This window comes from Marinomonas arctica (assembly GCF_003259225.1).
Classification (GTDB): domain Bacteria; phylum Pseudomonadota; class Gammaproteobacteria; order Pseudomonadales; family Marinomonadaceae; genus Marinomonas; species Marinomonas arctica.
Genome location: NZ_QHJF01000002.1, coordinates 109,556 through 134,846 on the forward strand (window position 1 = coordinate 109,556; position 25,291 = coordinate 134,846).

Sequence of the window (25,291 nt, forward strand, 5' to 3'; positions counted from 1 at the left end):
TTTCATCATACCTAAATCAGTCAATATTCCGCTATAATATCGCTTAACCTCTTCAGCCTCCAATAAAGAGGATCAACTAATATGAGAAAATTTTACTATGAGTCTTACAAACGCCCAAAAAAAGCAATATCGCCTAATCGGACACGCACTTAATCCAGTGGTTATGATTGCGGGCAACGGCCTAACTGAGTCCGTTCTTACTGAAATCGATCGCGCCCTTGAAGATCACGAATTGATTAAAATACGCATTAGCATCACAGATCGTGAAGTACGCACGGCTCTGATTGAAGAAATCAACAAAATAATGAAGTCTGAAACCGTACAAACAATTGGCAAAGTAGCACTTTTTTACCGTGCTGCACTAAAGCCAAATCCTAAATTGTCAAACTTACTTCGTTAATAGACCACGGTGAGATAGTCTTTTTTTGCTCAAAAAACAGACTATCTCTAAACTCTTTAAAAAAATGGCCGATACCTTTGACAGTCAACAAAGGAGCTAGACCATGATATTTATAGAGGCACTCAACAGAGCCAGCACCCAAACCAACGAAAAAAAGTTGATCTCTAGAAACAAATATCGTCCTGTCATCAGCAATAAAGACTCGGTTGATCTCAGTTCTGCGGCTCATCAAGTCAAAGAAATACACTTAGATAGCCAAACAAAAAAAACACTCACAGCGTCAACCAGCATTTTTGCCAATCTGATTGAGCACGTATTAAGCCACATCATGAATTCTACCCTTCACCTGCACTCCCCGGAAGAGCTTAATTTGGACTCAAAAGAGTGGAAGATATTTTTACAAGTCCCGCCACTGAACACAGAAAAAATCAATAAAGCAGATGACTACATAACACCAGAAGTCCCGCAAAGACCGCCGGCAAAGCAACTTATCTTCCATATTCCAGTAAAGCCGCTCTATGGCACTCCTGTTGAAATGACCGTTTTATTATCGCCCCATAACGGATCGCCAGAAACGCCCATTTTTTTTCATACCTTTCCAAAGGAAAGCTGGCTACCTATTTTGCACACACCCTATTCACCGGAATTTCTTAACCAGCAAATCACGCACTACCACATACTATTAGACCAAGATGGTGAACAAGATCAATTGTCGTCACTCCATGCACACATCAATCAAAGCAAAATCGCTGAAAACAATACCCAATCTGCGATTTTCGGTTTGCGAATTTGGAGGGCAAAAAACCAGGTTTTAACCCCCGCGGTGCTAGGAGACAGCAAAGTAGGCTTATTATTTGTGGGTCACTACCCTCCCATAGAAGGAAATCCCATTACCGAAGAAGAGCGAGCAAGACAGGCCAACAACCTTTATACAAAGGCATAAAAAAACCCTTCGCATCTGCATACGAAGGGTTATTTCTAAAGACGTCACAGACAAGCAACTAAAAGACTAAATACTAAAACTCGCACCACAACCACAGGTAGACGTCGCGTTAGGGTTTTGCACGACAAAACGCGAGCCTTCTAAATTCTCTTTGTAGTCTACTTCTGACCCAACAAGATATTGAAAACTCAACGGATCAACCACCAAGGTCACACCGTTACGCTTTACTTCTGTATCGTCTTCTTGATGCTCTTCATCAAACGTAAAACCATACTGAAAGCCAGAACAACCACCCCCTGTCACATAAACACGTAACATGAGCCGATCATTCTCTTCTTCTTCGATCAAAGATTGCAGCTTTGCAGCCGCTGCGTCTGTAAATTCGATAGGATCAATCGATTCAACCATGCTCATTTTGACACCACTATAACAATTACCGATGATCAGATTATCCGCTTAACCTAGTAATTTAGTCAAGTATTGATCAATGTTCTCGAGTTGAACGGAAACGAACCTGAGGCCACTTTTCCTCTGCCATCATTAAATTTACTCGCGTTGGTGCCAGGTAAGTCAAATGCCCACCGCCATCAACAGCCAAATAATCACGGCACTTATTCTTAAACTCTTCAAATTTCCTAGCGTCGTCGCAGTCTACCCAGCGCGCGGTGTTAACGTTGACCGCCTCATAAATACATTCTACCTTGTATTCATCCTGCAAGCGGTAGGCCACTACTTCGTATTGCAACTGCCCCACGGCCCCCACGATTAATTCGTTATTACGTTGTGGCATAAACAACTGAGTCGACCCTTCTTCAGAGAGCTGCTGAAGGCCTTTTTGCAAGGCTTTCATTTTCATTGGGTCTTTCAAGCGAACACGACGAAACAGCTCCGGTGCGAAGTGAGGAATACCAGTGAACTTTAAATCTTCCCCTTCCGTGAACGTATCCCCGATCTGAATCGTGCCATGGTTATGCAAACCAATGATATCGCCAGAAAAGGCCTCTTCAACCCCTTCACGATCGCCCGCAGTAAACGACACGGCATCCGTCACTTTAATGTCTTTGCCGATACGGCAATGACGCATCTTCATACCGCGACTATAGGTTCCAGAACACACTCGCATGAACGCGATACGGTCACGGTGTTTCGGATCCATGTTGGCTTGAATTTTAAAAATAAACCCTGAAAACTTCTCTTCCGTTGCTGATACTTTTCGGCTGTTGGTCTCACGATCAATCGGTGAAGGCGCCCACTCAACAAACCCATCCAGCATTTCACGAACACCGAAGTTAGATAAAGCTGTACCAAAGAAAACAGGTGTTAACTCACCGGCTAAATACGCAGCATGATCAAATTCATGGCTTGCACCACGCACCAGTTCGATCTCGTCTACATACGCTTCCCAATCATCACCCAACAAAGCCTTGGCTTCATCCGACTGCAGACCTTCGATGCGGATATCATCCATCAGCGTATGGCCGCGACCACGCACAAATACATGAATCGTGTCAGTATAAAGGTTATACACCCCTTTGAAAAAATCACTCATGCCGATCGGCCAAGTAATGGGGGCGGCGGCAATTTTTAGAACGTCTTCCACTTCATCTAACAGATCAATCGGATCACGAATATCTCGGTCCATCTTGTTGATAAACGTCAGAATAGGCGTATCCCGAAGACGACAAACGTCCATCAACTTGATAGTGCGATCCTCTACCCCTTTTGCGCCGTCGATAATCATCAATACCGAGTCAACTGCGGTAAGCGTACGGTAGGTATCTTCCGAGAAATCTTCGTGCCCAGGCGTATCAAGTAAATTGACGATGCGGTCTTTGTATGGGAACTGCATCACAGAAGAGGTAATCGAGATACCGCGCTGCTTCTCCATTGCCATCCAGTCAGATGTCGCATGCTTGTCACCTTTACGGCCTTTTACTGAACCCGCGGTTTGAATAAGCTGACCAAGCAGCAAAAGCTTTTCCGTTATGGTGGTTTTACCTGCGTCAGGGTGCGATATGATCGCAAAAGTTCTTCGTTCGTTTACTTCGTTGAGAAAATTCTGGTTTGCCATTAAAAAATTCTTTTAAGTTATACGCGGGCGTTGCTCTCATCTTCTTAAAGACCAGCACAGCATAATCAGCGCTTGCCAACCCCGTCATGTTAATCGTGATTACGTTTGGCGCTATTTTCGCTGATCTCGAGGTTATAAACAATCAATGTCCCCGCAGAAGACTCGTTTAATGGTATAAATATTTTTAAAAATACACTGAGCAATCCGCCCCTTAAATATGAAAAGAAGCGACACAGCATCAATAAATTAGGCATCAGCCAAAATAGACACCTGATTTCTACCATTATGCTTAGCTTGATACAAAGCCTGATCTGCTGCTTCAATCAGCGCATCCGCGCCAACAAACTCACGAGAACTGCACACCAAACCAGCTGAAAAAGTACAGCTAAATTGACTGTTAGCACCGCTAAATTGAATGCTCTTAAACGAATCCAAAAGAGATCCAAGTAATCTTTTCGCATTACTCACTGAACAATCGGGTAAGACCACCAAAAACTCTTCACCACCATAGCGCCCCGCCCGATCACTGCGACGTAGCCGTTTTTGCAATAATGCCGCTATCGTACTAATAACAATATCGCCGACAGCATGACCATGGGAGTCATTCACGCTTTTGAAGTGATCAAGATCGACCATAGCCACGCAAAAATGCTGCCCGTTACGCTTCATTTTTTCAAACTCAGTATAAACTGTGTCTTTGATTGAGCCGTGTCTCACCAACCCAGTCAAACTGTCACACTCAATCATAGATTTAATGTCGCGATTTCGAGCCAACCTCAACTTCACAGCACTCACCAAATGTTGATTACTGATTGGCTTGGTTAAAAAGTCATCAGCACCATAAGATAAAGCCTGCAACTGCCTGTGAATGTCATGCTCAGCCGATAAAAAAGTGATATGCAAACTACTGAGTTGGTCGTATTGACGGATCAAACCTGATACATCAGAACCTGAGTAGTCTGGCATATGCATATCTAACAACAACAAATCTGGCTTAAAAGACAGTAAATCTTGGATAATATATTTGGCCGACTCAATAACCTGAACCTCTATTCCTGCAGCACCTAATATCCAGCTATAATGCTCTGCCAATAACGAATCGTCGTCTAATATACTCACCTTTTTATCCACAAAGTCCATCTCATCAAACAGAAGAATAATTCTTTGCAAAATACGAGTGGAGTCTAGCTGACCAACAAAAAACGCTTGGGCCTGATGACGCACCGCATTAATACGAGTCTCAAAATCATCATCCTTAGAGCAAAGCATTAATTTCGTCTTGTTCTGTACAATACAATCGAGTAAATCATCCTGAGAAAATAAGGAATCGCCTGCCAATTGCGTCTCGCAAAACAATAAGCCTGGCATGCTATCTTTAATTGCGAGAGAGCATTCAGCGTAGGAAGAAAAACTTCTAACTGTAAAGTCAAATGCCGTCAGTTGAAGTTCAAGTTCTGAACGAAAATTTGAGTCGGGCAACACAAACCAAACACTTTGAATCGTGTTTGGAGCATTCAGGGCTTTACCCAAAGATTGAAGCGTTACTGGCTGATCTTTATTAGAATTAGATTCTTCAATAAAGTTATTAATCGCTTCACATAAATTGAGTCGGGCAACATCTGAGTCTGTCTTATCGCTAGTAAGCAAGGCATTCACTTCAATTTGACGCGCTAAGCGGCCAAGAAAGTGCAACCCAAAACTACCACAAGAACCGGCTAATTGATGGGCTTTGCTAATAACATCTGGCAGTTGTGAAAAGTCGTTCTCACGTATAGACACAAGGACTTGCGAAAAAAAATCCGTCCTTTGACTTAGAACATGCTTAAAATTAGCCTGCAATGACTGCATCGCTAATTGAATGTCTTCGGGTGTTTTTTTAGTAGGCAAACTTAGTGACCCCTATCCATAAATAAATTTAAGATGTTACTGGTATTGGTAAATGAAGATAAAATCTTGCTCCAGACGTTTTATTTGATGTGTAGCCAATCGTCCCTCCCATTGCTTCCACTAACTCTTTACACAGCGCAAGCCCTAATCCAGTCCCGCCCTTCATTTTTGAAGTGCTTGTGTCGGCCTGAGAAAAACGCTGAAAAATACGGGAACGAAATTCTTCTGGAACACCTTCCCCTTCATCTTCTACCGAAAGCTCGATATAGTTGGCTATTTTTTGTGCAGACAATGCTACCATGCCCTCATTAGGCGAGTACTTAACAGCATTGGATAATAAATTTGCTAATATTTGCATCAAACGATGTTCGTCAATAAGAATGGAGATCTCGTCTATACATTCTGCAATATTTAAAGCGAAGCGAACGCTTTTTCCGCCCAAATACAATTGATGATCATGTATGGATCTTTGAAGTACCGACCTAATATTCGTCTCTCTCATTTCAAACGACATTTTGCCAGCCACAAGCTTCTCAATATCCAGTAGATCACTTATTAGATGTATTAGCTGATTACAATTATTACTTGCGATATTCAGTAATTTAGCAGATTTTTCAGATAAAGATGCAAGTTCACCCGACTGCAGCAGATTCAGTGCACCTGAAATAGACGTCAATGGTGTTCTTAACTCATGACTGACTGTTGCAATAAATGCTTCTTTCATTTTCTGCAACCTCATTCTTTCCGTGACATCTTGCACCGACCCGACCATAATCAACTCAGGATTTTTCTCTTCTGGTACAAACTGAGACAATTCATGTACCCAACGAATTTCGCCATCTGAGCGAATAATACGATGCACCATATTATAGATGCCAGACTGTCTAGCTTGCTCCTGTCCCTGCTCTACTTTTTTCACGTCATCAGGGTGAATCATACTTTTAAATAAAGAAAGGCTGGGCTGAATATCCTCAGAATTGAAACCAAGTATTTGATAGATAATGGGAGACCACCACAGCGAACCATGCTTAAGCGATATTTTCCAATACCCTATTTGCGCCTGCTCACTAGCAAGATCTAAACTTTGCTGAGCCACTTTTAATTGCTGATTAAGCTTTTCAAGGGTTAAATAATATTCTTTTGTTTGAGTGATATCTTGAATGTACCCATGCCATAGCGTGCTACCATCGGGCATTTTTTCAGGTGTCGCATTACCTGACAGCCACATAATAGATTGATCATCTCGGTGTACTCGATACTCATCCTGCCAAACCGTTTGATGCTCACGTGACACCTCAATACTTTGGATAATCGCATCTAGATCATCTGCATGTATTCGAGAAAATGCCGCTGAAGCATCCTCAATAACATCATCTGGAGTAACACCATAGATAGATTTAATAGCGACACTAGCATAAGGAAACGCAGAGTGTCCGTTAGGCCATAACTGAAATTGATAAACCATACCGGGCAGTTGTTGAGTGAGCTTGATTAAACGCTCTTGCAATTTCTTTTCATTGCTTACGTCTAATATAAAGCCGTTAAGATAAAGCACTTGCCCAACATCGTTATATTCTGCCGCTCCTCTTTCTTCAACCCAACGAATAGAGCCATCGGCATGTATAATCCGATAATGAAGTAACCAGCTTGATTTGTCATTAAGGGCAACGTCTATACTGTGCTCCAGACGCGTTCTATCCTCAGGATGGATAACGCTACTATACGTACGAACAGCGTTACCAATAAAATCACTCGACGGGTAGCCAGACAAAGGATCAATATGACCGCTCATAAACAGCATGGTCCAACTCTCGTCCGCCTTACATCGATAGGTTATTCCCGGAATATTCGCGACTAAGGTTCTAAACTGATCTCTGCTTTCGAGTAGAGACATCTCGGCATTCATCTGCTCTGAAATATCAGCGTGGGTTCCGTACATCATCAATGGCTTACCATCTTCCGTCCATGAAACCACTTGCCCTCTATCATGGACCCAGACGTAATGGCCATTTTTATGTTTCATGCGACATTTATAGTCGTAAAAAGGACTCATACCGTTGAAATGTTCTTCGAGCAACCGACCAGATTCAGCCAAATCGTCTTGATGAGCGAAAGACAACCAAGTTTCAATAGAAATAGGTTCAAGTTCATCCAGCTGATAGCCAATAATATTGGCCCAACGCTCATTGAAAATAGTCTCTCCTGTCTGAATATTCCACTGCCAGGTGCCTATTCTAGTACCGTCAAGCACAGAGCGATACATCTGTTCACTAGTGAGCAATTTATCATGGGCATATTCTTGCAACCGGTCTTCTATTTCCTGCTCAACGGCTTGTGCAAATTCAAACGCAATTTCACGTTCTTCAACAGAAAAAATACGGGGTTGACAACCAAGGAAGCACAGTGTGCCTACTGCTTGCCCATCGTATTTGAGGGGAACTCCAGCGTAAAAGCGAATAGATGGCTCACCCACGACTAGGGGATTATCAGCAAAGCGCTCATCTTTCAATGTGTCTGATATCTCAAAAATATCGCCACTTAAAATAGTATGACCACAAAATGAGATATCACGACCAGTCTGGCAAACCGCTAACCCTTGCCGAGATTTAAACCATTGTCTATCCTCGTCAACCAGTGAAATCAGTACAATATCACTCTTTAAGCTAAACTGCGCTAAACGCGTTAATCGATCAAAACGCGGTTCTGACGGTGTATCAAGCATTTGAATTAGATGAAGTGCTTCGAGGCGTTCAACTTCATTGTCAGGCTTACTTGGTATTTGCATAAAAGATACCTACCACCCTTATACTTTAAACACCTTGATGGCACTGGTCATAAATAGACAATAATTCATTACCTAAGTTAGCGGCATCAAAAGGCTTTTCAATCACAGCAACCGCACCAGCTTCTAGATATTGTTTCTTTTCGGATTGTTGGACACGTGCCGTCATGAAAACAACTGGAATAGATTGGCAACTTGGTATCTTTCGGATTTCTGCTAACGTTTGCAATCCATCCATACTAGGCATCATGGCATCAAGCAAAATCAAGTCAGGTTGTAACCCCTCCACTGCAGCACTTGCATCCTTACCATTGTCAAACGAGAAGAGAGTAAACCCCAAAAGATCCACCAGCGACATTTCTACAATCACTCGAATAGACTCATCGTCCTCTACATGTAAAATTGTATTTAGTTCCATTAGTCCCACCATCTCTGTTTTATTCTATATCAATCCATTTTATACATTTTAGCTTGGTTTAGACGTTTGAATGCGCGTGTTAATTCCATTCAGTAATTCTTGGCTAGACAATCGCGATTTAAGCATCACCGCCTCTACCTTGCTCGCTTCTTGTACAGCTATATCCTCACCCGATAATATGACGACTTTAGTGGCTGGCATAAACGCTCTTATTTCAGGCAGTAATTCCCAACCCACCCCATCTGGCAGACTAACATCTAATAAAATAACGTCAAACGGCTCTTTTTTTAACTTTAACCGTGCTTCCTCTAAGGTACGAGCCACCTCAAAGTCAAACAATTCACCCGCCATAGCTCGAATCACTTCATGCAAATCTGCATCATCTTCTACATGCAGTACACGGGAATGCCGTTCACTTTTCAACGACAGCTGATGATGCACAATACTAAGAAGACGTTGCTGATCAATAGGTTTTGCTAACCAATCAATATTGGAAACATCCCCACTAATCTCTAAACGTCCTTGCTCTACTTTGGCTGAAACTACCACTATCGGCAAATTTAACGTCTCTGAATCTTGTCGCAACTTTCTAATAACATCTAACCCTCCTATGTCTGGTAGCATTAAATCAACACTAACCAAATCATAGCTTTGCACCTGCAGACGATTTAAAGCATCTTGGCCTGTGAGAGCAATATCGACAACATAGCCCGCTTCTTTCAGCATAATACTCAGTAGATTAGCGACGTCTGCATCGTCTTCTATTACCAAGATACGTTGTGTTTTCGACGTAATTTCAGTGTTAATATGGTTTACAAATGAAACACTGTTAATAGGCTGCATCACAGGTAATTCAAAAAAGAAACGCGCGCCTTTGCCTTCAACAGACTCAAAATCTACACTCCCTCCCATTCGCTCAATCAACTCACGAGTAATAGCAAGACCGAGTCCTGTTCCCTCTTTTGCTCTCGTATCAGAAGAATCGGCTTGTGCAAAGCGTTGAAAAACTCGAGCTCGGAAAGCTTCAGGGATACCAGGTCCATGATCAACCACACTGACAACAACTTTATCATTGAAGGTTTCTACCTCAACAGATACATGACCATTCTCTGGTGAAAATTTAATCGCATTTGATAGCAGATTAACCAGCACTTGCATCAAACGCTGACTGTCCACTTTGATCAGTGTGTAACTGGCACTGGTTGTCAGTGTCGCAGTCACTCTGCGCTCAGTGCTAAACTCTTGTATGGACTCTAATGCTTGCTCAAGTAAGGGCGTTAACTCTTGAACCTGCATATCAAAATGTAGTTTACCAGCTGTAATTTTCTCGAAATCTAATAAGTCATTAATCAATAAGGCAAGCCGCTTACTATTGCGATGAGCTGTTATTAGTAGCTTATTGGCTTTTTCTGGCAAGACACCAAAGCTTCCTCCCACCATTAAACCCAATGCTCCGGATATAGAAGTGAGAGGAGTTCGTAACTCATGACTTACAGTGGAAATAAACTCACTTTTCATCTGGTCAATACGTTTTCGCTCTGTAATATCCTCAGCAATACCAAGATAACCAATGATATTATGCGATTCATCACGCATCGACGTGACAACGAGTGAAACAGGAATATACTCGCCATTTTTATGTACGTAAGTCCATTCCCGTGTCTCAACACCCTGAGCTTCTGCTTTTTCAACAAATACTCTAAAACCTTCTATTGGTTTGCGTAACTCTGCCGTTAATTCGGCCGATCTTGCCTTTACCTCGTGATCAAGATGAAAAATGGCAGGCGTTTTTTTATTAATCGTATCCAACTTAGTATAGCCAAGCATCTTTTCAGCACCTTTATTAAAGGCCGTTATTAGGCCATTCGCATCGGTCGCAATAATAGAAAACTCCGAAGCCGCCTCCAGTACGCTGGATAAAAAACGCTCAGTATCTCGAATAGTAGCATTGGTCGCTTTTCTCTCGCTTTCGAGGCGATTCATTGCTCGTACTAACGCTCTCACTTCGGGTCCTCCTTGCTCTTGGAGGTCGACGTCAAACGTATTTTTTTCAACCATTTTATCGATTCGATGAGTCATTATTTCGATCGGGCGAGTTAAACTTCGTGCCATCCACACGCCCGCTAAACTCACCAACACCATGGCACACAGTGTAATAAATAAAAAATGACGGTAAGACGCTTTAGCTGGTGCTATAGCATCTTCATAAGGAATGGCACGTAACGCAATCCACCCTAGAGTATCTAACTTCTCGGTCGCTACTAAATACCTCTTTTTATTGTATTCAATTAACGTGCCTGCCGATGCGAGGGACAAAGCGGCATCGACCATAGCATCAGTGCCCTCAGGAGGAAGTCGTTGAGGCGAGGTAAACCTTTTCTGCATAGATACAAAAAGACGGTGTCGAGGATCAACAACTACACTGTAAACACTGGAGTCGTCTTTTAGTGCAACCTTTGAATCAATAAGAGGAGTGTTCGATAAATCAAGCAAGCCGGCAATAAAACCTTTTATTTCGCCATCAGAAGAAAGAATAGGCTGAAGAAATGAAAGCAAGGGAAGACCCGTTACTCTGCCTAAAATAGGTTCAGAAATAATGGCTTTTTTGGTGAAAAAACTTCGCTGAAAATGCGGTCTGTCTAAGTAACTGGTTCCTAATCTATTGGGCACATAAATACTTTCCGCTATGGCAACGGCATTCGCATCAAAAGCCAATAAGCCATCGGGGAAAAGATCACCTGCCACAGAAGGCCTTAACATTAGAGTTTGTAGCGATTGAGTTTTTAATAGCTCATTATTGTCATCTAAAAATCTTGTCGAAAATGCCTCTAATCCCAGCACCCGCTGCTTTAATGACAGCTCCAGTTCTGATGCTAAACGTTCTATTTGTACAGACTCTCGTTCAACCACGAGTTGAGTATAATCATCAATGATCAATCGATAAAAAGTAATTAACATTCCACACACTAATATACCAATAGTGAGAAGAATTAGCAGTATAACTCGAACATTAAGCGACAACCGGCTCATTTTTTTCCCTATATTTTCTGAGTAATATTTTTTTTCAACATTATCCTACTACTTTACAAAAATGACCTACTTATACTCATAAAACTCCCTATTTATTATAAAAATCACACCGGATTTTTTTGCTATCAAATAAAATTAAGCGTAAATTCTTTAATTGGCAACTTTATTATAACGTGTGAAATTTATTGGTACGGTTTTACGATCTGTTCTACACTATCTGTAGAACGCAGGCTATGGGAGTTCTTTATGAATGTCTTGCATCGGAACAATGTGCATGTATCAACCCACCATGTTAACAAACCCACTCTACTTTATGCCCACGGCTTTGGATGCAGTCAAGCCATGTGGAATAATGTGATACCAGCCTTTAAAGAGAAAGCCAAGCAAATTTCTTTTGATTTTGTTGGAAGTGGTCAATCAGACATCGCAGACTACAGTTTCGAACGTTACAGAAGGTTAGAAGGATACGCTCAAGATGTTATCGAAATTTGCGACGCTCTAAAACTTGATTCCGATGTCATTTTTATTGGCCACTCAGTCAGTTGCAGCATTGGGGTGCTCGTCGCGAACGAGAGACCAAATTTATTCAAAAAAATGATTTTTTTAGGCCCTTCTCCTTGCTTCTTGAACATGCCACCAGATTACCAAGGAGGCTTTGAGCGAGCAGACCTTGAAGGGTTATTAGAATTGATGGATCAAAACTACCTTGGCTGGGCAAGCTACCTTGGGCCAGTGGTTGCTGGAACCGATGCAGATCCAAAAATATCGGGGCAGCTATCAGACAGCTTTTGTTCAACCGACCCAATCATTACTCGACACTTTGCTAAAGCGACGTTTTTCTCAGACAACCGAGAGGATTTTACCAAGCTCGAAGTGCCTAGTCTCATTTTACAGCATAAAGAAGATGCCCTTGCGTCGGTAGAAGTAGGAAAGTTTTTACACCAACACATACCAAATAGCACGCTGCAGATACTGGATGTCGCCGGCCACGCGGCACACATGAGTCACCCTCATCTGGTGATTGATGCGATTGAAGAATATCTTAGATCGGATTTACCCGCATGACGCGACACTCTGAACTTGACGCCCTGCCCTGCCCTTTGGTTATTACTGACCAAGAGGGCGGTATCGTATTCATCAATGAATGCGCCATAACGTCTTTTGAACTGACAAGCCCACACGAAATAGAGCATATTGAGCAGCTTTTTCCCGTTCCGACTAGGATCTTTTTGCAAACCCACCTCTGGCCTATGTTAAGAGCCAATGGTGTCATCAAAGAAATGTATGTAAAAATCAATCTGGCAGATGGAATCACTCTGCCGATTTTATTGAACGCCCAATCCGGACACTTTGATGAGCAGTCCTGTTATCAATGGGTTATGTTACCCGCTGCCGAACGTGCCAGCTTTGAGCAAGAATTACTTAAAGCCCGCCAACAGCTACAGGAATACGCACAAGAAGCCAATTCAAACCGTCACCTTCTGCAAACAGTACTTGATGGCGCTGAAGACATCGCAATATTAGCCGTATCAGAACACGGACTTGTTATATTCGCTAACAAGGGAGCAGAGACACTGTTTGAACAACAATTCAACAATCTAAAAGATCAACCTATCCACACCTTACTCAACCCCGTGACACCATGCGCAGAATTAGATGCATGGTACAAAACCATGTTATCAACAGACATACCATTTTCTATGGTCAATAATGCCTGCGTATTTGATACCAAGATTCATCAAAAACACACAAAATCAATCGACATTCATATTCAAATTAGAAAGATAGAAACGGAGTTTAGTACTAACAACATTCAATTTATCGTTCTCATAAGTAATATTAGCCAAAGAAAGGAATACGAAACCCTACAAAATAATTTCATTACCACCATAACACATGAGCTGAAAACACCATTAACCTCCATTCTTGGTGGATTAAATATATTAAAATCGGGAAAAGTTGGATATCTATCTAAAAAATCAAGATATCTAATCAACATAGCATTAGACAATGGCAATAGACTTAAAGATCTAATCGATAAAATTATTGACTTCTCTGAAATAGAATCTATCTCGCCCCCCATATCGATGCAAAGCGTTTTTTTACAATCGTTATTAGAAAAGTCCATCGAAAAGCAAAAAGATTATGCAAACAAAAAACAAATAACACTATTGATGGAAGGTCCTACTGAAAATATACCTATTTACCTCGATCCTGTACGTTTTTTAAAGGTTATGGCAACTTTAATTTCTAATGCTATAAAATTTTCAACATCGAACACGACAGTTAAAGTGGTTTTTTTTGTGGAAAATAAATACGTATTGTTAAGAGTTGAAGATCAAGGAATAGGCGTTAGTCCTGACTTTATTCCTTATTTATTTGCGCCCTTTCGCCAACAGGACAGCAAGACAGATCGCCGCTATGAAGGTACAGGACTAAGCTTAGCGGTAAGTAAGGGCCTAATAGAAGCAATGGGAGGAGAAATATCCTTTCTACCGACGCAAAAAAGCGGTTCTATTTTTCAAATAAAGCTGGCCATTAGCTTCCGTAGTCAAAAATAACGGAATATCAAAATCTTAAAATCATACAGCACAGCTAGTTCAGCGGAAGTTACAAGCGAATAATCTCAACAATAGGCGCCCCAGATGTCCAATCAACCAGTTGAATATCAGACACACTGAGCCTTTCTCGCCAGGCAAGAGAAATCACCCCCCAAGGAAAATGAAAGCTTTGCAAGCGATATTGATCACCTTGCCAAGGCAAACCATACGCCTCCCCATTCAGCAAACTCGGGGCACAGTTAATCTGACTCAAATTATCAACTAAGCCGCTGCCATTGGCTTTTAATAGCGCTTCTTTGGATGTCCAAAGGCAAAAAAAACTCGCTTGCCTGTCTGCACATACATTCAGCTGACTCTTCTCATCTGGATGACATACCATATCAATCATGCTCTCAAGATCATCCATATCTTTGTAACATTCTACGTCCACCCCGATAGCGCATTCATCGCTAGACTGAGCCAACGCTACTGCCACCGACTCCGCGCTGTGACTCAAATTAAAGGCAATGCCCTCTTGTATAAAAGGCTTACCAGACGACGTTCGATAAAAGCACCATTCTGATGTTTTTTTAAATGGAAAATAATGACTCAAAACGCGACGTTTAAAGGCATGGGCAAACACATAAGCATCACGTAAATGCGCAAAGCGAAATGCAGCAGCACGCAACCTTTCTGCTTCGTCCAGACTATTTTCAATCGCAAACGCTTTTTCACTGTATGCCAAAGTCAAAATCATATCATTTCCAAAACAGCTCATTCCCAATCATCGGTATCATGATATATTCCGATGAGATTAATTCCCAAACACTTTAAATGGGACATTGTTGTCCTCAGCGTCACTCAATCCCCCTGAGTACACAGGCTAAAAGTTGGCATTAATTTTTCATTGTACTAACCGACACAAGAATCGTACCAACGTGTCATCCAATTATAAAAATAACAGGACAAGTGACTAATGGGTATTCCCACATTATTTTGGCTTCGCAATATCGGCATTGGTGGTCGGCTTTTTCTCGCCTTTGTGCTGATTTCCTCTATTACCATTGTCGCCAGCGGCTTGGCAACCAATACCTATTTGCAACTGAGTGATCGCCTTTTACTACTAAAATACCAAGACATTCCGGGCCTAGATGCCGCCGCTAGACTAAACGATAAAAGTCGTCTCATTGTCGCAACGGCACCACTTCTGGTCACTAGCGATGCCGCCATCTCAAGAGAACAAACCATGGCAGCACTCCGTCTTGCTATCAGTGAAATGGACGCTTTAATGCGTAACTTACCGGATTACAATCGATACTTTTTGGAACTCATCACTCAGATCCAAAATAGCCTCACGTTACTCAACCAAAGCGTTGAACGCCGCGAAGTCATAAGGCGCGAATTGGCGCAAACATCCTTACTCATCTTCCCCCTGTTTCAGGCGAATATTCAACAACTGGATCAGCTAGAACGCAGCGCCGAATTAGAGCAAATCATTCATCGGCTACATTACTTTTCCGGCTTAATGGAAAAAATCGGCAACGATGCATCATTCAACGAACTGGATTACACCTTTTTACGGCTGGAAAAGCTGGGTGGGGAAATCGCTCAATATCTGACATTACTACCACAAGTATCCCCAGCATTAAGGCAAAATTTACGAGCGCTTTTACACATGAGCTCTCGGCAAGGCGAACTGTTTCAACTCAAAAACGAAGAATTGGATTTACTGTATCAGCAAAGCTTTTTACTTGAAAACAGTCAGCGACATATTCAACAATTGGCCGCCCAAATCAATCAATACACCAACTATACCAACACCAGTATTCGAGGTTCGCTAGAAGGTGCCATTAAATCCATCAACAGTAGTATTCGCAATATCTTACTGCTGTCTCTCATTAGTTTAAGCGTTGCCTGCGCTATCTCTTGGTTTTACGTCCGTCGTAATGTGCTGCAACGTATTATAGAACTGCAACAAAACATGCGTGCCATTGCCAGCTCTCAGCTCGACACGCAAATCCGTATTCTAGGCAACGATGAAGTTTCCAGCATGGCACGTGACCTACAGTATTTCCAACAAACCGCCATTCAGGTGGAACGAACCAACCAAAGACTCGCGGCGGAGATAGAAGAAAGAGTCGCTGCCGAAGCACAGCTAAAAGCCACTCAAAATGAACTGGTACAAGCTGGAAAACTCGCGGCACTAGGCCAACTTGGCGTGGGCATTACCCATGAAATCAATCAACCGTTAACCGCCATCGCTAGCCACCTTCATACAGCGGGACGCCATATGGAAAAAAATCAACTGGATAAAGCACAAAACAGCCTAGATAAAATTGGCCAGCTGCTCACCAAAATCACCCGCATTACCAAACACCTTAAAGCCTTCGCACGCGTTGCCGGCACAGAACTGACACCCGTTCGCTTAACCACCGTGATTGAAGATGCGATTGAACTGATGTCTAGCCAGATCCATGAACAAAACGGCACGCTCCGTTATCGGTCAAGTCATCCCTCACTGTGCGTATTAGCCGAACCCATTCGCCTTGAGCAAGTAATGGTAAACCTGATCAGTAACGCTGTTGACGCCTTGTCTAGCGCCCCAGTTAAGCAATTAAGCATTGAAGTATTCGAGCTCGACGATACCGTCATGATTGATGTAAGTGATACAGGCATCGGTATAGAAGCAGACAAGATAGAACAAATATTTGATCCCTTTTTTACTCAAAAAGACGTAGGGCAAGGCCTCGGACTTGGCTTATCCATCAGCTATAACATAGTGCAAGATTTTGGTGGTCAAATGAGAGTGGTATCGACACCGGAAAAAGGCAGCCGCTTTACCTTAGTATTAAACAAGGCAGAAAAATAAATGGGCAATACAAGCAAAGTAATCATCATTGACGACGACCAAACCATTATCGAAGCATTAACCGAAATGCTAGAACTCGAAGGCTTCCAAGTCATCAGCTATTTACATGCGGATAAAGCCATTAACGCATTGGATCACCAAAGCGCCGCGGTTGTTTTAAGCGATGTTAGAATGCCCAAAATGGATGGCTTAAGCCTGCTAGCACGTATTCAGGCGTTGGACAATGAACTGCCGGTTATCCTGATGAGTGGTCATGGGGATATTCCTATGGCGATAGAAGCCATGAAGGAAGGCGCTTACGACTTTCTCGAAAAACCGCTACAACCTGCGCAACTGATCAACCAACTGCAACGCGCAGTGGAAAAAAGACAATTAGTATTAGAAAACCGCAAACTAAAGCAAAACATTGCCCAACAAACTGGCCTAGAATCACTGATTATTGGCGAATCGGCGGCCATCAAGAGCATTCGTCAGCATATATCCTCTTTGGCACAAGCCAATATCGACACCATTATTTACGGTGAAACGGGCTGTGGTAAAGACGTTGTTGCCCGAGCTTTACATCAGTTTAGTCTTAGAAACAAAGGTCGCTTCATTGCCATCAACTGTGGTGGCATCAGCGAAAGCCTGATTGAAAGTGAGCTTTTTGGTCACGAAGCTGGTGCCTTCACAGGTGCCAATAAACGCCACATTGGCAAAATAGAAGCTGCCAATGGGGGCACCTTGTTTCTCGATGAAATAGAAACCATGCCACTACCCGCACAAATCAAATTATTGAGAGTGCTGCAAGAACGTACGATTGAGCGCGTTGGCAGTACTCAGCCCATTCCCGTTGAACTGACCGTCATCGCTGCCAGCAAGGACAACCTTGCCCAATTGGGCGAAGAGGGAAAATTCCGCAAAGACTTGTTTTACCGTCTTAACGTTGCCAATCTCACCATTCCGCCCCTCAGAGACCGTCCGGAAGATATTCTCCCGCTTTTCCATCATTACGCCCGCAAAGCCGCCGAGCATTTTTCTAAGCCCTTACCTCTCATCACATCTGCGTACTTAGAATACTTAATTCAGCACCCGTGGCCTGGCAATGTCCGTGAACTGAAAAATGCCGCTGATCGTTTTGTGCTCGGTATCAGTGAAACTTCCCTCGCCTCCATTAAGCGCGAAGACGATAGTAACGGCAGTTACGAAGAACGCATGGAGCAATTCGAACGTCACATAATCGAAGAAGGGCTAAGAGTCACAAACGGTCAATTAAACGAAGCGGCCGAACTGTTGGATATGTCACGTAAAACGCTGTATCGCAAAATGAAAAAACACCAGTTAGACAAACAGCACTTTAAAACGCTCGAGGATGAAGGACAAGAATGACCCATTTGACGTTTTTGATGAGACGCGAAAGTCCCAAAGCCCAAAAAACCTAAGCCAACAGAATACACAACACTATGTTTTACATGGATTTTTCACTATTGGCACCAGCCTTGCTATGTTCTATGTGCTCACAAGGCAGTCAGTCCTGTGTATTTACAGGATTGACCCATCTCCGACAACGGAACCTCCCGACCGGTGATAACAATAAAAAATACATCTCGAGGAAAACAATAATGTCTATTAAATTACTGACTGGTTTAATGCTCTCTGGCTCACTCTTGATAGGAAGCAGTGTCGCTTTAGCCGATGATTGCCGCTATCGTGGCGTACTGGATGATAAGTTCTGTGACGAAAACTACGATCTCGTTGCTGATCTTCCAAAAGATCAAAGCCAATGGCGCGATCCTAGTACCTTAGTGTTTACCTACACGCCGGTAGAAGATCCTGCGGTTTATAAAGACGCGTTCAGTGACTTCCAAAAATACCTCAGTGAAGTCACTGGTAAAAAAGTGGTGTATTACACGGTTCACTCTAATGCCGCCGAAGTGGAAGCATTGCGCTCAGGCCGTTTACACATTGCTGGTTTCTCAACCGGTCCAACCGGTTATGCTGTTAACTTGGGTGGTCTCGTTCCTATCGCCGTAAAAGGTACCGAAGAAGCATTTCAAGGCTACAACCTAGTCACTATTGTCCGCAAAGACAGTAGCATCATGAAAATGGCAGACTTAAAGGGCAAGGTGGTTGCTCATACCTCTGCGTCGTCAAACTCGGGAAACCTTGCTCCACGAGCGATTTTTCCAGCGCTAGGGCTGACACCAGACCAAGACTATGAAGTAAAATATTCAGGCAAACACGATCAGTCCGTGATGGGGGTATTATCTGGGGATTACGATGCCGCTCCGGTTGCTTCTGACGTGTTAAAACGCATGATTGACGCCAAACGTGTCAGTGAAGACGACTTCCGTATTATCTATACCAGTCCACGTTTTCCAACCTCTTCGTTTGGATACGCCTACGATTTACACCCTGAGCTGGTTGAAAAAATCAAACACGCTTTTTTCTCTTTCCGCTTTCCAGCCGAAATGCAAAAAACCTTCGGTGGCGCTGACCGTTTCTTCCCAATCACCTATAAAGAAGATTGGCAAGTCATTCGTGACATCGCCCACTCCTCAGGTACTGCCTATACCAAAACGGGACTTAAACAGTTAGCCGAAGCCGATGCCGCCAAAGCGGCTGCGGATAAACGCGCCAAAGAAGCCGCCAGCAAAAGCCAATAAGCAGCGGTCTTTCGCTTAACCAACCATTCAATTAACACATGCTAACAGCCTAAGTCACCAGGTTGTTAGCCTTCTTCGCCCGTAGGAAATGATTATGTCTGTCACGCAAAGCTCTGTTGAGCACTCAAACTTCCTTGAAATTCGCAACTTAAAAAAAGAATACACGGCTGGTAACCCCATTTTAAAAGGCATCGATATTCACATTACGGAGCCAGGCATTGTGGCCATTATCGGCCCGTCTGGAACAGGAAAAAGTACGCTATTACGTTGTATCAACCGATTAATTGATCCAACGGAAGGTAAGATCCTGTTTGATAACGCCGACCTTTGCTTAGCCAAAGGGGCTCAGCTACGCAAACTACGCCGTCAAGTCGGCATGGTGTTCCAAGAGTACAATCTTGTTGAGCGCCTCACTGTGATTGAAAACGTCTTAACTGGACGGCTTGGTTATATGTCTGCATGGCAAGCGTGGCGACGCAAATTTAGTCAACAAGACATCAATACCGCCTTTGAATTATTGGATGCCGTTGGTTTAACCGAACATGCCAGTAAACGCGCGGACAGTTTGTCTGGTGGTCAACGTCAGCGTGTCGGTATTGCCAGAGCCGTGATGCAAAACCCTCGCATCTTGCTTGCGGATGAACCGACATCGTCTCTTGATCCTAAAACCGCCGTCGAAATCATGGAGCTTTTAGAGCGTTTTTCGCAAGAAAAGAACATCCCAGCCTTAGTGAATATTCACGACGTAAAACTAGCGAGCCGCTTTGCGAAACGCATGATAGGCATGAGCAATGGCGTGGTGGTGTACGACGGTCCGCCAGAAGGCATCACCGACGAACACCTAAAACAAATCTATGGAGGTGAATCATGGCTGGCGTAAACTCTACTCGCTTGGGCGCTAATAAGGACAGAGAAAACCCATTCAAACATAACTGGCTGGTCAGCTCACTTTGGCTACTGGTTGTCTGTTATATTGTCTATTCCTTCAATGCAATGGATCTGAGCTTGGGACGGATTAGCGACGGCTTAGGACACGCCAGTGACTTATTGGCGCGTATGGTGCCACCGAATTTTAGTCGCTGGTCATTATTATTAAGCGGCCTGATAGAAAGCTTAGAAATTGCTGTAATTTCAAGTATTTGCGGCATTTTCATTTCATTATTCCTCGGCTTATTTGCCGCACGTAATTTAATGCCAAGCTGGATTAGTACGCCTGTACGGGCTTTGATTGCCCTTTGTCGTACTTTTCATCCCGTTATCATTGCTATTTTGTTCGTCAAAAGTGTTGGCTTTGGCGCGCTGGCAGGCATTCTCACCCTCGTCGTTGCGTCAATTGGCTTTATTGCCAAACTGTTTGCTGAAGCGATTGAAGAGATTTCTCTCAAACAAGTGGAAGCCATTCGAGCGACCGGTGCCGGTTTCACCAGCATCATTTTGTTTTCCGTCATGCCCCAAGTATTTGCGCGTTTTATTGGCTTTTCAACCTATCAGCTCGACTCGAATCTGCGTAACTCCACCATGGTCGGCATTGTCGGCGCGGGTGGATTAGGAGGCACCTTATTCTCAGCCTTTCAGCGCTTTGATTACGATTTTGTGGCGGCTATTTTAATCGTCATTATCGCTCTGATTATGTTTGGCGAATTTCTTTCCAACATCGTTCGACACATTTTTCGCTAACCTGACTTAGGAGCTTTTTTATGAACGCTATCGATCATCATTGGCAACGCTTTACCCTAAAGCAAAAACTGTCCCGCTATGCTGTTTATTTGGTGTTGGTGATGGCTTTTGTACAGTCTATTCAGTCTGTTGAGGTGATTCCCGAGTTCTTGCTGGATGCACCAGAACAAATGGCGGATATGTTTTCTCGCATGTGGCCCATGGATTTCGCCTACTACCCAGTAACCGTCCATGACGCCATGATTGAAACCCTCAACATTGCCACACTAGGAACCTTAATTACGTTGATTTTTGCCATTCCTTTGGCCCTTATGAATGCCAGCAACATCGTAAGCTCCACTTGGTGTCACTGGATTTCAAAGTTTTTTCTAGTGTCTTCCCGCTCAGTCAATTCCTTAGTATGGGCCCTCTTGTTCGTCTCTATCTTTGGCCCTGGGGTCATCGCAGGGGTATTGGCTATTGCCTTTCGTTCCATCGGTTTTGTCGGCAAACTTTTGGGAGAAGCACTCGAAGAAGTGAACATGGGCTCCATTGAAGCGCTAAAAGCCACCGGAGCATCTTGGCTGTCGATTTTACTAAAAGGCTATTGGCCACAAGTCTTGCCTGCCTTTTTTAGTATTGTCCTTTTTCGTTGGGACATAAATGTCCGAGAGTCTGCGGTACTTGGGTTAGTAGGAGCCGGTGGTATCGGTGTAGTGCTGGATGATTCCATGAACTTGTTCCAATGGGATCGGGTGGCTGTGTCTCTGTTGGCGATCTTTATTATCGTGATTCTAGCCGAAATTCTAGTGGTAAACGTGCGTAAGCGCCTCATCTAAGCCATCGTTATGAATGCCCATTAAGCAATAAAAAAGGAGTCCGCGTTGGACTCCTTTTTTTGTTTACACTTTCAAAAAATCAATCAATATTCTTTGACTCAACTAGACCATCAGGACGCTTAGGGAAAATGCGTCGCACCACGACAAAGAAGAGAGGCACAAAGAAAATCGCCAGCACGGTGGCGGTTAAAGTACCACCCACGATACCGGAACCAATCGAGATTCGGCTGTTGGCGCCCGCGCCAGAAGACAAGGCCAACGGCAGTGTTCCCACCATGAACGCCATAGACGTCATGATAATCGGACGTAACCGCAAACGCGCGGCTTGGGCGGCGGCATCCCATACGTTTAACCCTCGACGGTACGCCGCTTCCGCAAACTCAACGATCAATATCGCGTTTTTCGACGACAGACCAATGGTCGTTAACAGAGCCACTTGGAAATACACATCATTTTCCAAACCACGTAAATGCGCTGCTGCTGCCGACCCAATGACACCAAGCGGTATCACCAATATCACCGAGAATGGCACCGTCCAACTTTCATATAGAGCCGCAAGACACAAAAACACAACTAGGATAGAAATCGCATAGAGTATTTGAGTTTGCCCGCTTGATAAGCGCTCTTGATAAGACAAACCGCTCCACGCGCCGGTTACACCAGTGGGCAAGTCATCAGAAATACGCTGTAACTCATCCATGGCAGCACCAGAACTCACGCCATCCGCTCCCGAGCCTTGAATTTCATAGGAAGCTAATCCATTGAAACGCGTTAAACTTTTCGGTCCGTAGGTCCATTCGCTCTTAGCAAAAGCAGAGAAAGGCGTCATGGTATTATCGTTACCGCGTACATACCAATGCTGCAGATCTTCAGGAGAAGAACGGTACTGTGCATCGCCTTGCATATAAACGGTTTTAACGCGACCACGATCCACAAAGTCATTGACATAAGATCCCGCCCACGCACTGCTCAAGGTTGAACTAATATCAGACAAAGACAAACCGAGTGCCGAAGCTTTTTCTTGGTCAATATCAATATGTAACTGCGGGGCTTCAGAATCCGACCCCAAACGCACCCCTGTCAGCAAAGGACTGGTGTTAGCGTTTTGCAATAACGCATCGCGCATTTCCAACAAGGTTGCTCGATCAGTATTGCCCGTTGCTTGTAACTGGAACGTAAAGCCACTGCTCTGCCCTAACCCTTGAATAGAAGGCGGAATCAACGAGAAAATTCTGGCATCACGTAATCCAGCAAACGCACCGTAAGAACGGCCAACAATTGCACTGGCACTGTTTTCTGGTCCAACACGCTCGCTCCAATCTTTTAGCGCAACAAACGCCATACCAGCATTTTGTCCACTGCCCATGAAGTTAAAGCCAGAAATAGTGAAGATGGCGTTTACGTTGCTTTTTTCTTTCTCCAAAAAGTAGCTTTCCACTTCTCGCATCACTTTATCAGTACGAGACATGGCAGCACCTTCCGGCAAAGACACCATCACCATGACGCGGCCTTGATCTTCCGTTGGCAAGAAACCAGACGGTAAGGTCATCATCAAACCACTTAAACCAGCCACAATAATGCCGTAACCTAGCATCCAACGAACGGGTTTCTTAATGATGCGATTAACACCACTAAAATATTTCCCTGTTGCACGGTCAAAATTACGGTTAAACCATGCGCCTAAGCCTTTCTTCGCCGTTTCATGATTGGGTTTTAAGAAGGTGGCACACAACGCTGGAGTCAAGGTTAATGCAACCAAAACAGACAAGGTCATGGCCGCAACGATAGTGATGGAAAACTGGCGATAAATCACCCCAGTGGAACCACTAAAGAAGGCCATCGGTAAGAACACGGCTGACAAGACAACAGCAATACCAATCAAGGCACTGGTAATCTCTTTCATCGATTTAATGGTTGCCTCTTTGGGAGACAACTTCTCTTCTTCCATCACCCGCTCAACGTTCTCAACCACAACGATCGCATCATCCACCAGCAAACCGATGGACAACACAATACCAAACATAGTGAGCGTATTAATGGAAAAGCCAAATAGTTCTAAAACACCAAAGGTACCCAAAAGAACAACAGGTACGGCAATCGCAGGTATCAAGGTTGCGCGCCAGTTCTGCAAGAAAATGAACATGACGATAACGACCAACAAGATCGCTTCAAACAATGTCTTCACTACCTCTTCGATCGAGATACGAATAAAGCTCGTATTATCAACCGGGTACGAAAGCTTATAGCCATCTGGTAAGCTACTAGACAGGCCATTTAATACGCTTTTCACCGCTTCAGAAGTAGACAACGCATTCGCCCCAGGCGCCAGCATAACCGCCATACCTGAAGCAGGGTGACCATTCAAACGTGGAATATAACCGTAAGATTCACTGCCCAATTCCACTCTAGCCACATCACTCAAACGAACCGTAGCACCACTGTCATCGTACGCTAGAATGATATTTTTAAACTGATCAGCGGTTTGTAACTTGGACTGCGCCGTAACGGTAACGTTTAACTCCTGCCCTTTTACAACCGGATAAGCCCCAAGGCTACCCGCTGCGACTTGAGTATTTTGAGCACTAATGGCAGAAGATACATCAGAAGGCATCAGTTTATAAGACGCTAATTTCAGCGGGTCTAACCATATACGCATGGCATATTCGGCACCAAACACCTGAATACTACCGACACCATCAACACGAGAAACAGGATCTTGAACCGTCGAGACTAAAAAGTCCGAAATATCATTGGCGGTATCCTTGTCTGTCTCATCATAAATCGCCGCCACCATCAAGAAATCCGAGTTCGATTTTCTAACAGTGACACCGTTTTGCTGTACAGAAGTCGGTAGATTTGAAGTGATCTGCTGGATTTTATTTTGCACCTGAACCTGAGCAATATCCGCATCAGTGCCTTGTTCAAAGGTTACATTGATACTGGTACGGCCATTGGAACTGCTTGAAGAGGAGAAATACAACAAGCCATCCAAACCTGTCAGCTGTTGCTCTAATATTTGTGTCACACTGTTCTCAACCGTTTCAGCAGACGCACCTGAATAAGTGGCCGAAATACTAATGGTTGGCGGTGCCACGTTTGGATATTGAGCAACTGGCAGATTCAAAATAGACGCAAGACCTGCCAGCATGATCGCAATGGATATAACCCATGCGAAGACTGGACGATTGATAAAAAACTGCGCAAACATAGA

The 25,291-nt window shown here is 43.6% G+C and carries 18 protein-coding genes; 10 read left to right on the forward strand and 8 right to left on the reverse strand.

Translation table 11 applies throughout. The features are described from left to right. Window positions 1-97: 97 nt before the first annotated feature. Together DK187_RS01640 and DK187_RS01645 are read left to right on the forward strand one after the other, a co-directional pair. Entirely contained in the window at window positions 98-400 is a 303-nt protein-coding gene (locus DK187_RS01640) for a YhbY family RNA-binding protein (RefSeq protein WP_111605596.1), read from the forward strand. Window positions 401-503: 103 nt separating this feature from the next. Next, a complete protein-coding gene (locus DK187_RS01645) occupies window positions 504-1,343 on the forward strand; it encodes a hypothetical protein (RefSeq protein ID WP_111605597.1) in 840 nt (279 codons plus the stop codon). A gap of 66 nt (window positions 1,344-1,409) precedes the next feature. Here DK187_RS01645 and erpA read toward each other — a convergent pair whose 3' ends face one another. The 6 genes from erpA to DK187_RS01675 form a co-directional block, all read right to left on the reverse strand. Continuing rightward, window positions 1,410-1,757 carry an iron-sulfur cluster insertion protein ErpA gene (gene erpA, locus DK187_RS01650; RefSeq protein ID WP_110575191.1) on the reverse strand — a complete coding sequence of 116 codons (348 nt, stop codon included), beginning with the start codon at window positions 1,755-1,757 and terminating at the stop codon, window positions 1,410-1,412. 70 nt (window positions 1,758-1,827) lie between these two features. Then, window positions 1,828-3,414 carry a peptide chain release factor 3 gene (locus tag DK187_RS01655; RefSeq protein WP_111605598.1) on the reverse strand — a complete coding sequence of 529 codons (1,587 nt, stop codon included), beginning with the start codon at window positions 3,412-3,414 and terminating at the stop codon, window positions 1,828-1,830. 246 nt (window positions 3,415-3,660) lie between these two features. Then, a complete protein-coding gene (locus tag DK187_RS01660; protein ID WP_111605599.1) occupies window positions 3,661-5,301 on the reverse strand; it encodes a diguanylate cyclase in 1,641 nt (546 codons plus the stop codon). Window positions 5,302-5,329: 28 nt separating this feature from the next. Next, window positions 5,330-8,086: a PAS domain-containing protein gene (locus DK187_RS01665; protein WP_111605600.1), complete on the reverse strand. Its 2,757-nt coding sequence runs from the start codon at window positions 8,084-8,086 to the stop codon at window positions 5,330-5,332. A 25-nt stretch (window positions 8,087-8,111) separates the two neighbouring features. Further along, window positions 8,112-8,501, reverse strand: a complete 390-nt coding sequence (locus DK187_RS01670) for a response regulator (RefSeq protein WP_111605601.1) — start codon at window positions 8,499-8,501, stop codon at window positions 8,112-8,114. A gap of 48 nt (window positions 8,502-8,549) precedes the next feature. Further along, complete coding sequence (locus DK187_RS01675) at window positions 8,550-11,459, reverse strand: response regulator (protein ID WP_223232230.1); 2,910 nt, start codon at window positions 11,457-11,459, stop codon at window positions 8,550-8,552. A gap of 318 nt (window positions 11,460-11,777) precedes the next feature. Here DK187_RS01675 and DK187_RS01680 point away from each other — a divergent pair, with 318 nt between their 5' ends. Further along, window positions 11,778-12,596: an alpha/beta fold hydrolase gene (locus DK187_RS01680; protein WP_111605603.1), complete on the forward strand. Its 819-nt coding sequence runs from the start codon at window positions 11,778-11,780 to the stop codon at window positions 12,594-12,596. Next, complete coding sequence (locus DK187_RS01685; protein ID WP_111605604.1) at window positions 12,593-14,092, forward strand: sensor histidine kinase; 1,500 nt, start codon at window positions 12,593-12,595, stop codon at window positions 14,090-14,092. Before DK187_RS01680 ends, DK187_RS01685 begins: the two co-directional genes overlap by 4 nt. 49 nt (window positions 14,093-14,141) lie before the next feature. Here the strand turns inward: DK187_RS01685 and DK187_RS01690 are convergent, their stop codons facing one another. Beyond that, complete coding sequence (locus tag DK187_RS01690; RefSeq protein ID WP_162623465.1) at window positions 14,142-14,828, reverse strand: 4'-phosphopantetheinyl transferase family protein; 687 nt, start codon at window positions 14,826-14,828, stop codon at window positions 14,142-14,144. Between the two features lie 219 nt (window positions 14,829-15,047). On the opposite strand from DK187_RS01690, the gene DK187_RS01695 reads away from it, so the two are divergent. The 6 genes from DK187_RS01695 (at window position 15,048) to phnE (DK187_RS01720) (ending at window position 22,080) form a co-directional block, all read left to right on the forward strand. Next, entirely contained in the window at window positions 15,048-16,940 is a 1,893-nt protein-coding gene (locus DK187_RS01695) for an ATP-binding protein (protein WP_111605606.1), read from the forward strand. After that, window positions 16,941-18,308 carry a sigma-54-dependent transcriptional regulator gene (locus DK187_RS01700; RefSeq protein ID WP_111605607.1) on the forward strand — a complete coding sequence of 456 codons (1,368 nt, stop codon included), beginning with the start codon at window positions 16,941-16,943 and terminating at the stop codon, window positions 18,306-18,308. It begins immediately after the preceding gene. A gap of 233 nt (window positions 18,309-18,541) precedes the next feature. Further along, window positions 18,542-19,585 (forward strand): phosphate/phosphite/phosphonate ABC transporter substrate-binding protein, encoded by a 1,044-nt coding sequence (gene phnD, locus DK187_RS01705; RefSeq protein ID WP_111605608.1) that lies wholly within the window; start codon window positions 18,542-18,544, stop codon window positions 19,583-19,585. Window positions 19,586-19,679: 94 nt separating this feature from the next. Then, window positions 19,680-20,465: a phosphonate ABC transporter ATP-binding protein gene (gene phnC, locus DK187_RS01710; protein ID WP_111605609.1), complete on the forward strand. Its 786-nt coding sequence runs from the start codon at window positions 19,680-19,682 to the stop codon at window positions 20,463-20,465. Beyond that, window positions 20,453-21,262 carry a phosphonate ABC transporter, permease protein PhnE gene (phnE, locus tag DK187_RS01715; RefSeq protein WP_111605610.1) on the forward strand — a complete coding sequence of 270 codons (810 nt, stop codon included), beginning with the start codon at window positions 20,453-20,455 and terminating at the stop codon, window positions 21,260-21,262. Before phnC ends, phnE (DK187_RS01715) begins: the two co-directional genes overlap by 13 nt. Before the next feature lie 20 nt (window positions 21,263-21,282). Then, on the forward strand, window positions 21,283-22,080 hold the full coding sequence (gene phnE / locus DK187_RS01720; protein ID WP_111605611.1) for a phosphonate ABC transporter, permease protein PhnE: 798 nt from the start codon (window positions 21,283-21,285) through the stop codon (window positions 22,078-22,080). Between the two features lie 79 nt (window positions 22,081-22,159). On the opposite strand, the gene DK187_RS01725 is transcribed toward phnE (DK187_RS01720), so the two are convergent. Then, window positions 22,160-25,288, reverse strand: a complete 3,129-nt coding sequence (locus DK187_RS01725; protein ID WP_111605612.1) for an efflux RND transporter permease subunit — start codon at window positions 25,286-25,288, stop codon at window positions 22,160-22,162. Between the last annotated feature and the right edge of the window lie 3 nt (window positions 25,289-25,291).